General features: G+C 56.3%; 11 protein-coding genes. 5 read left to right on the plus strand and 6 right to left on the minus strand.

What is annotated here, in order from left to right; translation table 11 throughout:
* Positions 1-698: 698 nt before the first annotated feature.
* On the plus strand, positions 699-4,292 hold the full coding sequence (locus RBB75_RS14515) for a TonB-dependent receptor (RefSeq protein WP_353068477.1): 3,594 nt from the start codon (positions 699-701) through the stop codon (positions 4,290-4,292).
* 31 nt (positions 4,293-4,323) lie between these two features.
* Here RBB75_RS14515 and RBB75_RS14520 read toward each other — a convergent pair whose 3' ends face one another.
* From RBB75_RS14520 to RBB75_RS14530, 3 genes are all read right to left on the minus strand, one after another.
* A complete protein-coding gene (locus RBB75_RS14520) occupies positions 4,324-5,820 on the minus strand; it encodes a hypothetical protein (protein ID WP_353068479.1) in 1,497 nt (498 codons plus the stop codon).
* A complete protein-coding gene (locus RBB75_RS14525) occupies positions 5,817-6,998 on the minus strand; it encodes a hypothetical protein (RefSeq protein WP_257030873.1) in 1,182 nt (393 codons plus the stop codon). Before RBB75_RS14525 ends, RBB75_RS14520 begins: the two co-directional genes overlap by 4 nt.
* 85 nt (positions 6,999-7,083) lie before the next feature.
* Entirely contained in the window at positions 7,084-7,917 is an 834-nt protein-coding gene (locus RBB75_RS14530) for a TetR/AcrR family transcriptional regulator (RefSeq protein WP_218884495.1), read from the minus strand.
* Between the two features lie 153 nt (positions 7,918-8,070).
* Between RBB75_RS14530 and RBB75_RS14535 the strand changes: the two genes are divergently transcribed.
* A complete protein-coding gene (locus tag RBB75_RS14535) occupies positions 8,071-9,657 on the plus strand; it encodes a flavin monoamine oxidase family protein (RefSeq protein ID WP_373563123.1) in 1,587 nt (528 codons plus the stop codon).
* A 28-nt stretch (positions 9,658-9,685) separates the two neighbouring features.
* Positions 9,686-10,177 carry a RidA family protein gene (locus RBB75_RS14540; RefSeq protein ID WP_179637452.1) on the plus strand — a complete coding sequence of 164 codons (492 nt, stop codon included), beginning with the start codon at positions 9,686-9,688 and terminating at the stop codon, positions 10,175-10,177.
* Positions 10,178-10,364: 187 nt separating this feature from the next.
* On the opposite strand, the gene RBB75_RS14545 is transcribed toward RBB75_RS14540, so the two are convergent.
* A complete protein-coding gene (locus RBB75_RS14545; protein ID WP_179637453.1) occupies positions 10,365-10,640 on the minus strand; it encodes a hypothetical protein in 276 nt (91 codons plus the stop codon).
* Positions 10,641-10,816: 176 nt separating this feature from the next.
* Positions 10,817-10,990 (minus strand): hypothetical protein, encoded by a 174-nt coding sequence (locus tag RBB75_RS14550; RefSeq protein ID WP_179637454.1) that lies wholly within the window; start codon positions 10,988-10,990, stop codon positions 10,817-10,819.
* Between the two features lie 156 nt (positions 10,991-11,146).
* On the opposite strand from RBB75_RS14550, the gene RBB75_RS14555 reads away from it, so the two are divergent.
* Positions 11,147-11,527, plus strand: coding sequence for a HesB/IscA family protein (locus RBB75_RS14555; RefSeq protein WP_179637455.1), 381 nt, complete (start codon positions 11,147-11,149; stop codon positions 11,525-11,527).
* Between the two features lie 477 nt (positions 11,528-12,004).
* Complete coding sequence (locus tag RBB75_RS14560) at positions 12,005-14,464, plus strand: beta strand repeat-containing protein (protein ID WP_353068480.1); 2,460 nt, start codon at positions 12,005-12,007, stop codon at positions 14,462-14,464.
* A gap of 280 nt (positions 14,465-14,744) precedes the next feature.
* Here the strand turns inward: RBB75_RS14560 and RBB75_RS14565 are convergent, their stop codons facing one another.
* The gene (locus tag RBB75_RS14565; protein WP_353068481.1) at positions 14,745-16,412 is read right to left on the minus strand and encodes a DHA2 family efflux MFS transporter permease subunit; all 1,668 of its coding nucleotides are present in this window, start codon (positions 16,410-16,412) and stop codon (positions 14,745-14,747) included.
* Between the last annotated feature and the right edge of the window lie 33 nt (positions 16,413-16,445).

A 16,445-nucleotide genomic window follows, 5' to 3' on the forward strand; every position in this document is an offset into this window, starting at 1 on the left:
AAGTTTGCAAGCGCCATTGAGCGTCCGAGGCAGTCCAAGTTTTTTCTGAGGCATGCGCTTAGGTGAATGGCGGTTGCTACAAAAAAATATAGCTCGCGGAGAGGCGCATCGCACTTCGCGAGCTTCTTGAATTATTGATTGCGAAGATTGGAAGAGTGGCTATGGAAAACTTTTTAGAGGCGGCCATAGCAGATCCCACCGCGTTCCCCTAAAGTCAGTCGTACGAAGTATCGAGTCAATTATTTTCAAAGTAGTTTATGGCTTAAAGGGTGTTTCAAATCTGACTTTCTACATTTTCGAATGCGAACCTGTATCGTCAAATATTCCGAATCTAGAAGGAAGATTATATGGTCCGCAGTTCTTCGAAAAGATTCCACAACATGTCAGTACATCTTGAACAAATCTCACCCTCATAGCGTTGCAGCATAGATATCCCAGGCGTGATGACGATCCATTCCATCTCGGATTAAAGATCTTTCGTGCGTGAGCGAAGAGTGCGTCCGGTAGGGGCTGTATCCGTCCGGTCAACGACATTCCTTCGTAGTGGACGTGATGGAACACATGCCTATCTAAAAACGACCGCGTAAATTGCCGTTGAATTTGCGAAAGGCCGGCCGAAATTTAGTTTGTCGATCCGCGGTGATGCGTCGCGGTATCGCCTTTTTTTGATTATTTTTGCGAGGCACAGGAGACGAATCATGAAGACACTATGTGGGTTGCTAGTACTGTTTTTTGCCACTGCGGTGATGGGAGCGGGGCAGGCGATCTCGGTTAACGGTGGATCAATCCAAGGAACTATCACAGATAGCACCGGAGCGATTGTGCCCGATGCGACAATTTTTATTCTCAGCAATGACACCAATTCCTCGAAGACTCTGAAGTCTGATAGCAGTGGTTTCTATAGCCTGGGGCCTTTGACTCCCGGACCTTATACGGTCACGGTAAGTGCTGCTGGGTTTGAGAAGCTTACGGTGAAGACTGTAGTTCGGACGGGAACGGCGACGAATGGAAATTTCAAGCTCGCGATCGGCTCCTCAACCGAGACGGTAGAGGTTAACGCCGGAGCGCTTCAGATCAACACGGATCAGGCGGGGGTTAGTGACGTCATCACGAAGGATCAGATAGACTCGCTGCCGGTCAACGGTCGCAATTTTCTCGATCTTGCGCAGATCGAACCGGGGGTCATCCTGCAGAGTGGCGAGTCGTTTGACCCGACGAAGGCCGGCTACTCCGCGATTTCGACGAGCGGCGTTTCGGGCCGCACCACGCGTATCCTTCTCGACGGTCAGGACATCACGGATGAGAATGTTGGAACTACGATCTTCAACGTCTCTCAAGGTGCGATCGGCGACTTTCAGTTGAACCGCTCGACGCAGGATGTCTCGGGTGACGTGACGTCTACCGGCCAGGTGTTGGTATCGACAAACTCCGGAACCAACTCGATTCACGGGCAGGCCTTCTATAACTTCCAAGATCACCGGGCGCTGTTTGCGAACACTGCTGGAGGGATTGATACTCCCTTCCAGCGTAACCAGTACGGTGGAAGCGTCGGCGGACCGATTATTAAGAACAAGCTGTTCTTCTTCGGAAATGCGGAGCGCATCAAGCAGGAGTCTCCCGTTTCGATCACTATGGCCCCAATCTTCCTTGCGATTCAGCAGGCGCACCCTACCATTCCTTCTCCTTATCGTGAAACGTATTCGACAGTTCGCCTGGACTACAACGGACCCTTGAGCGTGCACTACTTTGTTCGTGCGAACTATGATGTCAACAAGTCCAGCTCAAACTTTGGTGCGGGCTATGAGATCTACAACAACCGCGACAATACGCCCGGTCTTGCAGGTGGCGCGGACTTCACGACGGGACACTTCACTCACTCTTTCCGTGGCAGCTATGAAAAGTTTCATAATCTTTTGGTCGACGGCACTGCGGGAAACACCAGCGTATATAACGGATTCCAAGGGGCGAACGGACAGAACCTAAACTTCCGTCTTGCGTCGTTAGGTCTATACTCCGGTCCGAACGTTGATGCTCCTCAGAATACCTACCAGTCGGATAAACAAATACGCTACGACGGATCCTGGACCAGAGGCTCCCATCTGATCCGGTACGGATATAGCCTGAATCGTATTCTTGGTGGCGGATTCGCCAGTTTCTTTCAGGATTCTCCTCGTGTGAGTCTCCTGGCCGGCAATCTGGTCGCAAATTGCGGGACTGGCACCCCCGGAACCTGCCCCTCTGATCCCGTGAATGGGTACTTCCCTTCCAGTGTGCGTTTTGGCAACGGAGAGGGCTTTTCCACGGAGAATCCTGGTTTTAACCTTCCGGGTGGCGGCCTCACTGATTGGCGCCAGGGAGCCTATATCTCGGATAACTGGAAGATCAGTCCCAGCTTCACGCTTACAGGCGGTCTTCGCTGGAGTGTGGATACCGGCCGGGCCAACCAGGACCTGGCGACCCCTCTGTGCTCGGATGTCGCTCCTGGGCTGTTGTCACCGTGCTCCGGAAACGCCCCTCTGTTCGATCAGTTTCAGCCTGGGCTTGGTAAGAAGGTTCACCAGCCGGATGCAAACTTCGGTCCTCAGCTTGGATTCACTTTCAGCCCTGGCGACCACAAGACAGTGCTTCGTGCAGCATTCGGCATCTTCTACGAAAGTGACGTCTTCAACAATACTCTCAACTCCCGTGGCCCACTTCTCCAAAAGGGTCTCTTCAACGATGCAAACCACACGATCTGCGGCGGGACCAACTCGCTGACGCTTCCGGATGGAAGCGTGGTTACGAGCGATGGCGGCGTTTCCATCGCCACTCTTTGCACAGAACCAATCAGTCAAGCAGGTCAGCACTTCCTCAATCTTTCGAATCTCTTCCAGAAGGTGACCGCATCTGTAGGGCCTGCCAACAATGGTCAATTTGTCGGAAATACACTGACGGCTACTGCCATCTATGGGGCGCCTTACCGTACGCCGTACTCCGAACAGTGGAACGGCGGTATTCAGCGGGAGCTCTTCAAGGGCGGCATCCTCTCAGTCGATTACATTCATAACTCAACCCTTAAGATCGTTCAACAGGTTGATGTGAATCATGTCGGGGCTGCTCGCTATCTCAATCCCGCCGCAGCCCGACACGCCATAGCAGCGACCACCAACGGCTTCGGATGCGCTGGCGGATCCACAAGCGCGGCAATCACATGCTCCATCGGAGCGGGAGCTTCGATCCTGGACTTCGCGGGGAACGGTGTCGATTCGGGGAGAACCTTTAACAACACCAACCCGGCATCCTACAACGGACTCACCCCCGATACCGGGGCGGCGTTTCCCGGTGCCAATCCTTTGCTGGGAGAGGGGCTTTTTCTGCTACCCGTCGGGCGATCTGGCTATGATGCGCTGCAGGTGGTCTTCCGTGAGCAGAAGGCCCATCCGGCTCCTGGCATTATGTCCTCTAATCTGCAGATCTCCTACTCACTTTCCCGCATCGTCTCGACAGCAAACCCTGCCATCAACAACGGCAACACAGGTGTGGGGGACCAGTTCTTTGCTTCGCCGTCGTATGACTGGGACAATCCTACGCAATATATAGGCCGGAATGGATTGGATCACACGCACGCGATCTCGTTTGGCGGTTCGGCAACACTGAAGTATGGACCACAGGTCGGCATCATCGGTCACTTTTACTCCGCGGCGGCCACCGATCTGAATCTTGATAATGGCGGAACCGGCGGCGGTCCAACGGCTGGTATCTTCCAGTCCGACGTAACTGGTGACGGCACGATCGGTGATCTTGTACCCGGAACGAATCCCGGATACTTCATGCACCAGTACAAGGGCACGAACCTCAATAATTTGATTAGCCAATACAACGCGACGCAGGCCGGTCAGTTGACACCAGCTGGACAGGCTCTCGTTGCAGCCGGGCTATTTAGTCAGCAGCAGTTGGTTGCTCTCCAAGCGACACAGCAGCCTATCGTCCCAGTGCCGGAGGCTCATGGGCCCGAGAACGCGTCCTACCGTGCCCTCGATGTTAACTTCTCCTATCCGATTCGTCTCACTCGCATACGGGAGGGTCTGTCCCTGGTGCCCGGCATCGCGTTCTACAACGTCGCTAACTTCTCGAACTTCAAAGACTATCAAAACGGCACTTTGGCAAATACCACCACTGGCAATTCGAGCGGCCTGCTAAATGGGCCTAATAGTTTTAGTGATCATGATCAAAATCGCGTCCAGCGTGGTTCAGGCACATCAGACATCGGTGGGCCTCGGAGCACGGAGTTCCAGTTGCGATTGAACTTCTAGCGTTTGCGGCTGGATGCAGATCGAGGAGCGCTTATGGAACGATGACGTCGAAGGCTCCGGTCTCGATGGTCGCGCCGTGCTTCATCTGGATGAAGATTCGATAGCGGCCAAGGGAGGGAAACCCATACGGGAACACGACGATGTTGGAGAGCGGCTCGTTGTGCGTACTCATGTCCGTACTCATGTCCATACTCATATCTCCGTGGCCGCTTGCGTCCCTACCGTTCGCGAGCATGAGCGCAGCCATCGCAGCGGACCCTTCAGGATGAGTGTGAGCAAAGACGGTGCCGTCCGTCTTAACAAATGCCGCGTGACCTGCCATGCCCATGTAAGGCTGGACATCCGGAGCGGGTCTACCATTCGCGTCCAGCAGATGGAATCGAAAAGCATATGCAGTGCTCGCGCTGATGGTTGAGGGGCAATCCCACACCATCACGTATCCATCGGGTAGTTTGTATGAGTTGCCAAGCTCGCCGCGGCTCAGAGGCGTAGGAGAGCCATTCGCATCATCGGGACCAAGTGGCCCGCCTGGCATATTCAGAGGAACGGTGATGGCAGAGACTAACGTTTCAGGGAAGCCATTAGCGTGGACGATGTCGCCATAGAGCTTGTAATCTCCAGCTGGCATTGAGGGCAATGCAATACGGAAGTCTCCTGGTGCTGTTAGTTCGGGATGCAAGTGGAAGACTTCATCCATCTCAGGCTCACGGATGGCATAGAGATGCATCAAGTGGCCGTGATCGAGGAGAAGATCCCTATTGGAGCGCGAGCTTCGCTCTTTGCCGCCCTCGTCGGCGACTACCTTGAGATTGAGCAGATTGCCAGAAAGCGTTGTCTCGACTGACATGGGGTGATAGACATTCAAGGAATAGGTTGCGGCCTCGACGTTCCACCAGATCGCGCCGCCCCAAATCAGAAGAGCCATGAATGCGAGACTGCCGACAGTAGCCAGAATGGCTTTTCGTCTTCGACTAGGCGATGGAGATGCGCCGGGCTCAAGTCGCGCATCACGGACGGCCGCAGCAACGATACCCGCCATGCTGACAACTAGAAAGAGGCCAAGGATTCCTAGTGTGAGACCAAGGCCGTGCTGCATCTTCAAAGTCGAGATGGCGACAGCTGGCACGGGAACCGACGTGATCTGATCTCCGGCATCTCCTGCAATCTCGAAGCGAACCTGCCAGGAACCGGAGGCCATCATCCAGATGCTGCCAGTGAAGAACGCGGGATCAGCAGTAGAGCTCGTCATCGGGTCTGATGTTGGAGGATGCTTCGATGCCTCGCCGGTGATGGGAAGCGGCGTGATGTGAATGTTTCTGACGGTGGCGCCGCTGGAACGTACTTCGACCGAGGCCACGCCGGGTATCACAGTCGGCATACGAATCGTGACGAAGAGCTTGTAAGGGCCGGCGTTGATCTGCTCAAAGACGTCCTTACTGCCGACGTGGGCGTGGGCTAAATGAGGAGCGGCAAAGAGACAAAGTATCGAGAGCAGGAGAAGGCGAACCGGGCTGGACAAAGGGCTCACCTTTGCACGCTCCGCATCCAGCGACCGAAGCTCAGTCCGATCCAGGTTCCGATGGAACCGTAGACAGCAGCGCGCAGCAGACCGCCAAATAGGACGGTGCCATGGTCAGGCTCGAAGAAGATGCGCATGCGGTCGACGCCATTGGGACGGGAGTTGTAGTCGAAGTAGCCGGTGCCGAATAACCGGTTTTCCGATGCTTTGGATAGCAGGAAGTTTGCGAACGGCCATTCAACAACCATGAGGACCGCGATGAATAAGAAGCCGGAGACCAGAGCGACCATCCAGGGCTTCCATTCGCGGGTGCGTTGCCAGAGGAGATCAAGTGCGAGTGCAGGAACAACGATCAGGATAGGGAACTTCGCAGGAACCATGTGCGTGACTGGATAGAAAACAGGTCCGAGCTTCGGTTGCGCCGGGAAGAGAGGCAAGATGAGAATCTCACAGATAGCGACGATCATGTACACAGCGGCGGTTGAGGTCGCGGCCCATTTGTACCGCGACGCCTGCGAGAGCATTGCGAAGATAACTGGGAGAGCGATTCCCATCGCGACGTAAGGACTTACCGAGTGAAGCTTCACGTCCCAGGTGTATTCCATCAGGAAAAACATCTGGCCGCCTATGAATAGTCCGCCGACATACAGAAAGAGACGCTGGAGAGTTTTGAAGGTGCGCTCGCTCGATTCTTCAGCGGAGGCTCGATTCATTGCGGCGAGAATCAGAAAAAGTATGCCGATTGCGACGCAACGAATGCCGAGAATCAGCAGCGTGTGGGGTGGGCTGACGATTTTGACATCAAGGCCGTACGCGGCGTGCCACCAGTTGTCGAACGGGGCCGAAGTGATCATCGCGATACCACCCCAGGCGGCGATGAAGGCGCCAAGAGGGGCGCGAAAGCCGAGAACATTCACTGAGGCTGCGCTCCCTCGTGAAGAGCGCCCGAACGTATTGACCAACATGAGATAGCCGCAAATGATCGCGGCCAGAACTCCGCAGGCGTAGATAGCCATGTGTGCTGGAGTCCAGAAGCTGTCCCGGCCGATGGAGCGATGCCAGGAGACGTCCCACGCTCCGCCGATCGAGGAGGAGGTGACGGCAAGCGCGCCGCACCAGATATACCAGGGAACGCTCGCGGCCTTCGCACTATCAGCGTACGGAATTGGGAAGGTAGAGGAAGCCATGAAACCTCACTGTCGAAGCTGCGATGGCCCTATCTTATATGTTGCCGAGCTTCAAGTTATCTCACTTTCGCAACCGGAGGCTGGCCTACTCCTTTCTGAGAATGAGGGCATCGATGCGTGAACTACTTTTTTGTTTCGCGAAGAGCGCGGGAGACAATTTTTTCCTTACTGCTTGGCGCGGGGATCCGAGATGCCGGAGTGTTCCGTTTCGTCCTCTTCCGTGGATCGCGTTAGCCACGGCATGAAGGGCTTCGTTGGAAAATTCGAGATCGTCGACGACGCGGGCGATGACGACAGCGCCGACGAGACTGGCGTAAAGTGCGATGGCGCGTTCGCGACGAAGACTTGCAGATCTGCCCTGAACGATTTCGGAGAGGTAGTTGATGAAAGGCTTCAGTTCTTCGGTCACGGCGTGTCGCGCGACCGAACCTTGACGTGCAATCTCGGAGCCGAGGGCGGCTATGGGACAGCCCCGGCCAGCGTTGTCCCGATGTTTGGCAGTGAGATACTCATTCGCGAGAGTTTCTAGGGGAGCACTCGAGTGATCCATGGTGCGGATCCAGTTGTCACGCATCCGGGCGACAGCGCGTCCGCACGCCTGTGCGACGAGATCTTCTTTTGATTTGAAGTGGCCGTAGAATCCGCCATGGGTGAGACCGGCGCTCTTCATGAGATCGGCAACCCCAATACCGTCGATGCCGTGCTCTCGAAAGAGTTTGGTTGCAACGTCAAGGATTCGTTCGCGGTTCTGCGCTGCCTGGATTCGGCTTACTCTCATCGAAGATCGACCCTGAAGTTGATTGAAGTTCGGATGATATTTTATGACGATCATCATCTTTGTCGCATGTGGCGCTTGCGGCGTTACATTCATTGCTGAAATTTGCTGACCAGTATCGAAGTTTTGCGATAGAGTAGACATATCTTTTCGAAAACTGGTTTCTTTAGCTCCGTGCTTCAGGCGATGCGGCTTCCGCGAAGTCTTTGCGGAGCTTCCATTCCTTTCCGTTCCGCCAGGATGTTCGTTCTCTTGCAGCTGCATCAGGAGTTGAATTCATTGGAAGAAAGAGGTGGCATGATGGGAATCTCCCGACGCGATTTTCTGATGCGAGTGGGTCAGGTGGGTGGCTACAGTGCCGCGTTTGCAACGATGCAGTCTCTCGGGCTGATGCCGATGAAGGGCGCGGAGGCTGAGCCGATTCAGGCGGCGGCTGGGTCCGGCAAGGGCGTGAAGGTGGTGGTACTGGGCGGTGGGATCGGGGGCCTGGTCTCAGCCTATGAGCTGCAGAAGTTGGGATACGAAGTGACTTTGCTGGAGGCACGCGAGCGTCCGGGCGGGCGTAACTGGACTGGGAGGGCAGGACAGGAGGTTTGTTTCTGCGATGGAAGCAAACAGGCGATCAACTGGGAAGAGGGAAACTATCAGAACCTCGGCCCCGCGCGGCTGCCTAGCACTCATTGGACGATGCTTGGATATTGTCGCGAGCTCGGCGTTCCGATGGAGGTGGAGATCAATACATCGCGTTCCACCCTACTTCAGAACGACCGGGCGAATGATGGGAAGCCAGTGCCGCAGAGGAAGGCGATCAACGATACGCGCGGGCATGTTTCGGAGCTGCTTTCGAAGTGCATTGCGCATGGGGCGCTGGACTCGGAGTTAACCAAGGAAGACCGTGAACGGATGACGGCATTTCTGAAGGTCTACGGACCGCTGAACGATAAGGGTGCGTATACGGGTTCCGACAGGGCAGGATATAAGACGCCGCCGGGGGCGGGGTCTCAGGTGTCTGTGCCGGAAGCACCGATGGATATGCGGGTGTTGTTGGATGAGAACTTCTGGTTTGATCTGTTTACGGAAGAAGCTTGGGACTGGCAGGCGACGATGATGCAGCCGGTGGGCGGGATGGATCGGATCCCATATGCCTTTGCGAAGGCGCTGGGACCGGTGGTGCAGTACAACTCGCCGGTGACCGAGATTCGGAAGACATCGAATGGCGTTCGCGTGTCGTATACGCAGGGCGGCGAGACGAAGCAGGTGGATGCTTCTTACTGTATTATCGCGATGCCGTTTTCAATCTTGAAGAAGACTCCGAATGACCTGTCCCCGGCGTTCAAGAGGGTTGTGGACGAGAGCACGATGGGCGGCGCCTACAAGATTGCGTGGGAGAGCAGAAGGTTCTGGGAGCAGGACTACAACATCTACGGTGGGCTGTCGTATCTGATGCAGGGTCCAAGCCCGATCTGGTATCCGTCGTCGCGGTTGATGCACCAGACGGGTGTGGTGGTATCGGGTTATACAGATGAGCTGAATACACCGTTCTACGATATGACTCTAGATGAAAAATTTGCGGCATCCCGAGCTTCGATCGAGAAGATTCATCCGGGCCATGGAAAAGAGTTGATGAATCCCGTGTTCTGTGGATGGAGTCGAGTGCCTTGGAATGAGGGCTCGTGGATCAACAAATATGGCGGCGGCAAGAGCGGGTATGACGTGATCATCCAGGCGGATGGGCCGATCTACTTTGCCGGCGACACGGCCAGCCACATTGTGGGATGGCAGGAGGGTGCGGCGTTGAGTGCTCGTCGTGCGGTTGGAATGATCTCTGAAAAAGTGAAGTCAGCGAGACTGGCCGGTGCTGCCACTGGTGCAGTGCTCAGCTAAATTTTTCTGCAAGCATAGGGAGTGATTGATGAAGCTTAAGACTGGTGTGATGGCGGCAGCGCTGATGGCTGTTGCATGTGGAGTGCAGGCACAGGTTGTGGTGAAGCATCTACAGCCAAATGAGAAGTCGCCTATCGCGAATGGCGTGTGGGCTGGCGATACCCTCTACTTGAGCGGGCAGCTGGCTTCGCCGGTGACACCTGCGGATGAGGCGAAGGGAACTGCTGCGGTTTACGGCGATACGAAGACGCAGGCCTTGAGCGCGTTGAACAAAATTCAGGCGCTACTGAAAGAGCAGGGGCTGGATATGAAGGATGTCGTGAAGATGACGGTGTTTCTGGCGGGAGATCCGGAGAAGGGCGGCAAGCTGGATTTTCCGGGTCTGCAGGCGGCGTATACCCAGTTCTTCGGCACGAAGGATCAGCCGAATAAGCCAGCGAGGAGTGCTTTTCAGGTGGCGGCACTGGCTGCTCCCTGGGCGTTGATTGAGATAGAAGTGATTGCAGTGAGAGGGAAGTAGGCTCGTTGCCGCAAAGTATGTAGTAGGCGTTTGAGGACACACATTCAGCCGCCGGGAGGTAGAGCTTCCTACAGGAAAGGCTCTACCTCCCGTTGTTTCTGGAACGATTTTCCAAGGCATTTAGCTGGCTGGCGACAGAGAGGACGACACAGTCCTTGCGGGACGGGTCGGCATGTGTGTTGGCGATCTACCTTAGGTGCTGCCAGGCGTCGAAGGTGAAGATGCCGATGATGCCTGCGGTCATAACGGCTGCCGCAACGCCAAAGACGCGAACAAATGGGGCGATTTTAGTAACCTTGCGGACAATCTCGGTCTGCATTTGTTGAGAGTGAGCCGAGACGCCGTCACTGAGGAACAGTTGGTCCTCTTCATAGCGGGTGAGCTGTCCCTTGTAGGCGAGAAGCGCGAGGAAACAGGCTGAAAACACCGCCCAGACGATTAGGAGAACAGGTAAAACGCTCATAGCGGTTCCTCCGCCCTGTTACAGGGCCGACGTTCTTTTTTCGGGCGATATGCGTTCCGATGGAGCGATGGTTCCCGATGTTTCGGAGCAGGCCGTCCGCCGCAATCATACGCTCTGGAGGGTGCGGTTCGACAGGGTTTTTCGGGGGGAGACTAACTTATAACGAGCCTGAAACGTTAGTGCTGAGAGGCCCAGCGGATGGCCAGAAGTGCAATGGTCACAACTACAGTGAGCACGGCAGACAGCATGAGGAAGATGAACCATGCTGCACGATTTGCAGCCTTGGGAGAGGGCTGGGTGATGCCCATGGTGTTGATGAAAGCGTTCGAGATGAAGAGGAGGAGCTTCACATTGATTAGATGGAATTACCGGGGAATCGTTGCAGGATTCTTAGGCAAGCAGTTGAATCGGAACAAGCTGCGACGCATCTTATACACAAGGGCTTGCCGGAGCGGTGGCGGGCGCATACACTTAAAGATGTCTGAATGAGACAAGGAGATTTGCTGATGGCTACTGCATCCGTTACCCCCGAAGTTGTTGTTGGAGCGCCAGTTTCGACTACGCCTGTGACCCTGACCCCGGCTGCGATCAATAAGGTTCGGGAGATTATGGCAACGCAAACCCCGGTTCCTGCAGGGCTTCGGATTGGTGTGGTTGGCGGCGGATGCTCGGGTTTCCAGTACTCCATGTCGTTCGAAAATCAGAGCGGGATGATGGACAAGGTCTATAAGTTCGAGGATCTAAAAGTGTTTGTGGACGCGACCTCAGCAATGTATTTGCAGAATTGCACAGTGGACTATGTGGAGACGCTCGAGGCGGCTGGCTTCAAGTTTGAGAATGCCGCGGTGAAGAGCACCTGCGGTTGCGGTTCGAGCTTCAGCGTCTAATAAGACTCACCTGAAATTCTAGAAAAAGGTAAGAAAAAAATCCCCGGCTGGTGCCGGGGATTTTTCTGCGTTTAATGGGCGTTTTTTGAGGGTGTTTCAGGAAAAAGCGGTGTTTCGACGTGGTGTTTTGATGGTGTAGATGTGGTGGCTTGCGTGGTGAAGATGGTGTTTTAGCAGTCACATTTTGAGGTCCGAAAAATACGCCACGGCTTTCAGGTTTATTTTCAGGGTCTTCTGGGGTGAGGAGCTCGAGTCAGATCTCGGGGTATCGGTCGGGAAGCGGCCAAGAAAGCCAGAAAGAGCAGTCGGCGGAACCCTCCGATTGGGGTAATGAGATAGCACGGAAGGTGTAGTAATCTCGAAGATCTTTGCGGCTATCTTGGCTAGAGATTCATCTTTCGCTCCTCATTGGACGTTGAGCCATATACCAAGGGGATGGGCCCAAGCTAAAAATTGCAGTTCCGTCCAGGAGCCCCCGTGCTTAAACCAGCTGCGTATGTTGATTCGCTCACCTCTTCGTCACTCTTCCCTTCGCCCCGCGGCATTTCAGGTGGCGGAGGACGATCAAGCCGTTCGGCTATGCTTTGGTCGTGCAGCCAGCTTCTGGCGGTCACCTTGCTGCTGGTGATGACAGCCTGCGGCAAGAGTGCGAAAGACCCGTTCGCTAAGTTCCCCACCATTACGAGCCAGCCTGCGAATCAGAGTGTGACTGTAGGACAGACGGCTACGTTCAGCGTTACTGCGACCTCGACGGTCATGCCGTTCACTTATCAGTGGTTCGATAACGGAACCGCAATCGCAGGAGCCACTTCAAGCACCTACACCACTCCTGCCGCGGCGATTGGAGACAATAGTTCTCAGTTTAAGGTCACTGTATCCAATACTTCCGGGTCGGCTACCAGCAATCCCGCCACGCTTACGGTGACGGTTGGCCTGCCAATGATTACGACGCAGCCTGCAAATCAGAGTGTGACTGTTGGACAGACTGCTACGTTTAGCGTTACCGCGACCTCGACGGTCATGCCATTAACCTATCAGTGGTTCGATAAGGGAACCGCAATCGCCGGAGCCACTTCAAGCACCTTTACCACTCCTGCCACGACGGCTGGAGACAATAGTTCTCAGTTTACCGTCACTGTATCCAATACTTCCGGGTCGGTTACCAGCAATCCTGCCACACTTACGGTCACGGCTGGCGTGCCGCCGGCGATTACGGCGCAGCCAACAAGCGTGAATGTTTGCACTCATGCTTCGACAACGCTCTCTGTATCGGCGCTGAACGCAGGGACCTACCAGTGGTTCCTCAATGGATCGCCGATTGGGGGCGCCACGAGTTCGAGCTACTTCATCGCCAGCGCCGCCGCAACAGATGCCGGCAGCTATACCGTGGCAGTTACAAATGCTGCGGGTACCGTCACCTCGCAAGCGGCCACGGTCTCAGTAGGAACGTCGATCACGACGAATCCTATGAGCCTTTCGATCGCCCAGGGTCAGACTGCAGCATTCTCGGTTGCGGCTGCGGGCGAGGCTCCGTTTAGCTACCAGTGGTACCTTATCGCTTCCGGCACTTCGAGTGGAGTTGCGATCAGCGGTGCGACCTCGAGCACTTATACGACCCCGGTAGAGGGCGTTAGTTCCAGCGGCTCAAACTACTACGCCACGGTGACCGATACCTGCGGGAATGCTCTTACCAGCACCTCGGCAACCCTGACAGTGACTACGGGCAATGTGCCGCCCACCATCGTCACGCAGCCTGTTAGCCAAACGGTCGCCAGTGGCAGCACTGCAACCTTTACAGTGACTGCTAGCGGACCTGGAACGCTTACCTACCAGTGGTATCGCATTCCGGCAGGAATGATCAACGGGGTAGCGATCTCTGGCGCAACCGGCACCACCTACACAGTTCCTGCGTCGAGTACTGCCCTCAGCAACGACCAGGATGGCTACTATGTCATCGTAGTGAACAGTTACGGACAGGCCACATCCCAGACAGCCATTCTTTCGATTGGCAATGGAATTCAGATAACGAAGCAACCAGTGAGCGTATACGTCAGCGCGGGGCAACCAGCTACTTTCTCCGTAACGGCGACTTCTTTGCTGCCCCTGACCTATCAATGGTTTGAAGCCGCGGCTGGAACCTCCACCTTCACCGCGATTGCAGGGGCGACGGGTGCGAGCTATACGCAGGCTACGACAGCCACCACCGACTCCGGCTCGGTCTTTTATGTGGTCGTCAGTAACGGGTCTTCTACTCCTGTCACGAGCACCTCTGTCTTACTTTCCGTTGGACCTCTAGGAGGTATCAGCAATTTTTGCTCTGGATGGGCACCGGTGGCTGGCAGTACAACTACCCCTACCCCTAATGCTAACTGCGAGGTCCAACTTTCCTCAGCTGCGAACGATCAAAGCTCGGCAATCGTCTGGCCGAACCTTATCCCCACGGGCAACCTTCAACTCAGCTTCACGTTCACGACCACCGATGCGAGCACTCCGCCCGCGGATGGCTTTGCCATGACGTTGGGAGACCCCTCTCTCGGAGCAACGACCAGCAGCATTGGAACGGCGGGAAGCGGCCTGGGAGCTGAGACAATTCCCGGAGTCGTGCTCGTCTTCGACGATTACCGTGATGGCCCCGATCCAGCCGTTCCTTATATCGCCGTGGGTCGAGGAGAGGGCGCGCTGTGGGAAAAGCCGTACACTCTCATCAATGGCAATATCCCTCCGCTTGCCACGGCAGGGGCCACGGTCTCACATGATTATGTCGTCTCCATCGTTCAGGGGATGATGACTGTCACGATGGATGGCCAGCAGCTGTTTTCAGGCAGCGTCGCTGTTCCTCCTGTCGCCTACCTCTACTTCAGCGCAGCTACCGGCAGATACTATGAACAGACAACCGTCAGCAACTTCTCAGCCACAGTTGGCGCACCGTCAAATTAGCGGACGAGGAGAGATCGAAAGAGTTGCCTTGTCAGTAGGTGTCTTATAGTCCGGAGGCACGGCAGCAGCGGCGTGCCCCGGGCAGTCGTCACGACTTAAACACAGGGCGGAGTTACTCTTCATGGTGGGCTCCTGTGGCCGGCGTCGGCGAATCAGGGAACTACCAGTTGCCTAGTTCCTCAGATAGCGACTCTTGCGCCCGGTTCCTGGTTCCATGCCACTGAGGAGTCCCGACAAGCCGGCAGGAGCTATGCGAAATTGTTGTCGATCCAAGACTAGGTCAGTGGGCTCCTTCGGACTTGCCGCTGGGTTTGAAGGCTTTGGTGAGCAGGACTATCGGGGCTGCGATGAGGGTGATGATGCCGATGATGTGGAAGCAGTCCATGAAGGCGAGGAGCTGGGTTTGGGCGTGGAGCTGGTCGTAGACACGTCCGTAGGCTGCGCTGATGGCGTCTGCTGGGGAGAAGCCGTGAGATTGCAGGTAGGAGGCCGTCTGGTTGATGTTCTGCTGCAGGGTGCCGTTGGAGGAGGCGAGGTTTGAACCTACGCGCTCCTGGTGAAAGCTCTGGCGCCGGTCGGACATGGTGGTGATGAAGGCGATGCCGAAGCTGCCACCCCAGTTACGGAAGAAGTTGGTGAGGGAGGAGGCCTTGTTGTTTTGTGCCGGGCTTAGCTGCGAGTAGGCGATGACCGAGAGCGGCACGAAGAAGAAGCCGTAGCCGAGGCCTTGCAGGGCGCGGGCGAGGGCGTAGTGTTTGTAGTCGGTGTCGAGGTTGAAGTGGCTGTAGTGGAGGAACGACATGCCGACGATCATGACGGCTCCGAAGAGCAGGATGCGGGGCTTGACGATGCCTCGCTGAACCAGTTGCGCGCCTACGGGGGCCAGGAAGGTGATGACTAAGGCTCCGGGTCCGAGGACTAGGCCGGCGTCGATGGCGCGGTAGCCGTAGAGGGACTGGAGGAGCTGCGGGATCATGGTGGTGGAGGCGAAGAGGCCGAAGCCGAAGATGAAGTAGAAGAAGTTGGCGATGGCGAAGTTGCGGATCTTGAGGAGGCGGAAGTCGATGATGGGGTCGGGAACGTGGAGCTCCCAGAAGACGGCAGCGGTGAGACAGCCGATACCGATGACGAAGCACCAGATGATGAAGGGGGAGCCGAACCAGTCGTCGATCTGGCCGCGGTCGAGGAGGACTTCGAGGGCTGCGGAGCCGAGGCCGACGAGGGCGATGCCGATGCCGTCGACGCGGAGTTTTCCGGGCTTGCCATTGAGGGCAGGGCCGCGGACGGTCTTGCGCTCTTCGGCGTAGCCCTCGGGATCGTGAACGAAGCGGTTGGTGAGGAAGAGGGAGAGGATGCCGACGGGGATGTTGATGAAGAAGACCCAGCGCCAGTTGTAGTTGTCGGTGATCCAGCCGCCGAGGACGGGGCCGATGGCGGGGGCGGTGACAATGGCGACGGTGTAGAGGGCGAAGGCGGAGGCGCGTTTGGCGGGAGGGAAGGCGTCTACGAGGATGGCTTGCTCGACCGGGGCGAGGCCGCCGCCGCCGATGCCTTGCAGGACGCGCGAAAGGAGCATGATGCCGAGGGTGGGGGCGATTCCGCAGAAGAAGGACGTGATGGTGAAGAGGGTGACGCAGGCCATGTAGTAGGTCTTGCGGCCGAAGACGCGGGAGAGCCACGCGGACATGGGCAGGACGACGGCGTTGGCGACGAGGTAGGTGGTGAGGATCCAGGTGACTTCGTCGTAGGAGCGGCCGAGGCCGCCGGCGATGTAGGGAAGGGAGACGTTGGCGATGGAGGTGTCGAGCAGCTCCATGAAGGTGGCGAGGGTGACGGTGAGGGCGACGACCCAGGGGTTGATGAGGGGACGGGTTGGACGCTGGGCGGCGGACTTTACAGGCTGTCGGGGAGCGGCCTGGACTGGCTCGATGAGGGTGGCGGTGGCCATGGACTTCTGGATCTCCTCTCGGTTTGGGACGGC

It is taken from the genome of Tunturibacter empetritectus (assembly GCF_040358985.1).
GTDB lineage: Bacteria > Acidobacteriota > Terriglobia > Terriglobales > Acidobacteriaceae > Edaphobacter > Edaphobacter empetritectus.

Bases quoted from the DNA above. Each gene is read 5' to 3' on its own strand.
- RBB75_RS14535 (WP_373563123.1), top strand. From the start codon at position 8,071: ATGATGGGAATCTCCCGACGCGATTTTCTGATGCGAGTGGGTCAGGTG.
- RBB75_RS14525 (WP_257030873.1), bottom strand. From the start codon at position 6,998: ATGGCTTCCTCTACCTTCCCAATTCCGTACGCTGATAGTGCGAAGGCC.
- RBB75_RS14555 (WP_179637455.1), top strand. From the start codon at position 11,147: ATGGCTACTGCATCCGTTACCCCCGAAGTTGTTGTTGGAGCGCCAGTT.
- RBB75_RS14540 (WP_179637452.1), top strand. From the start codon at position 9,686: ATGAAGCTTAAGACTGGTGTGATGGCGGCAGCGCTGATGGCTGTTGCA.
- RBB75_RS14545 (WP_179637453.1), bottom strand. From the start codon at position 10,640: ATGAGCGTTTTACCTGTTCTCCTAATCGTCTGGGCGGTGTTTTCAGCC.
- RBB75_RS14565 (WP_353068481.1), bottom strand. From the start codon at position 16,412: ATGGCCACCGCCACCCTCATCGAGCCAGTCCAGGCCGCTCCCCGACAG.
- RBB75_RS14515 (WP_353068477.1), top strand. From the start codon at position 699: ATGAAGACACTATGTGGGTTGCTAGTACTGTTTTTTGCCACTGCGGTG.
- RBB75_RS14530 (WP_218884495.1), bottom strand. From the start codon at position 7,917: ATGTCTACTCTATCGCAAAACTTCGATACTGGTCAGCAAATTTCAGCA.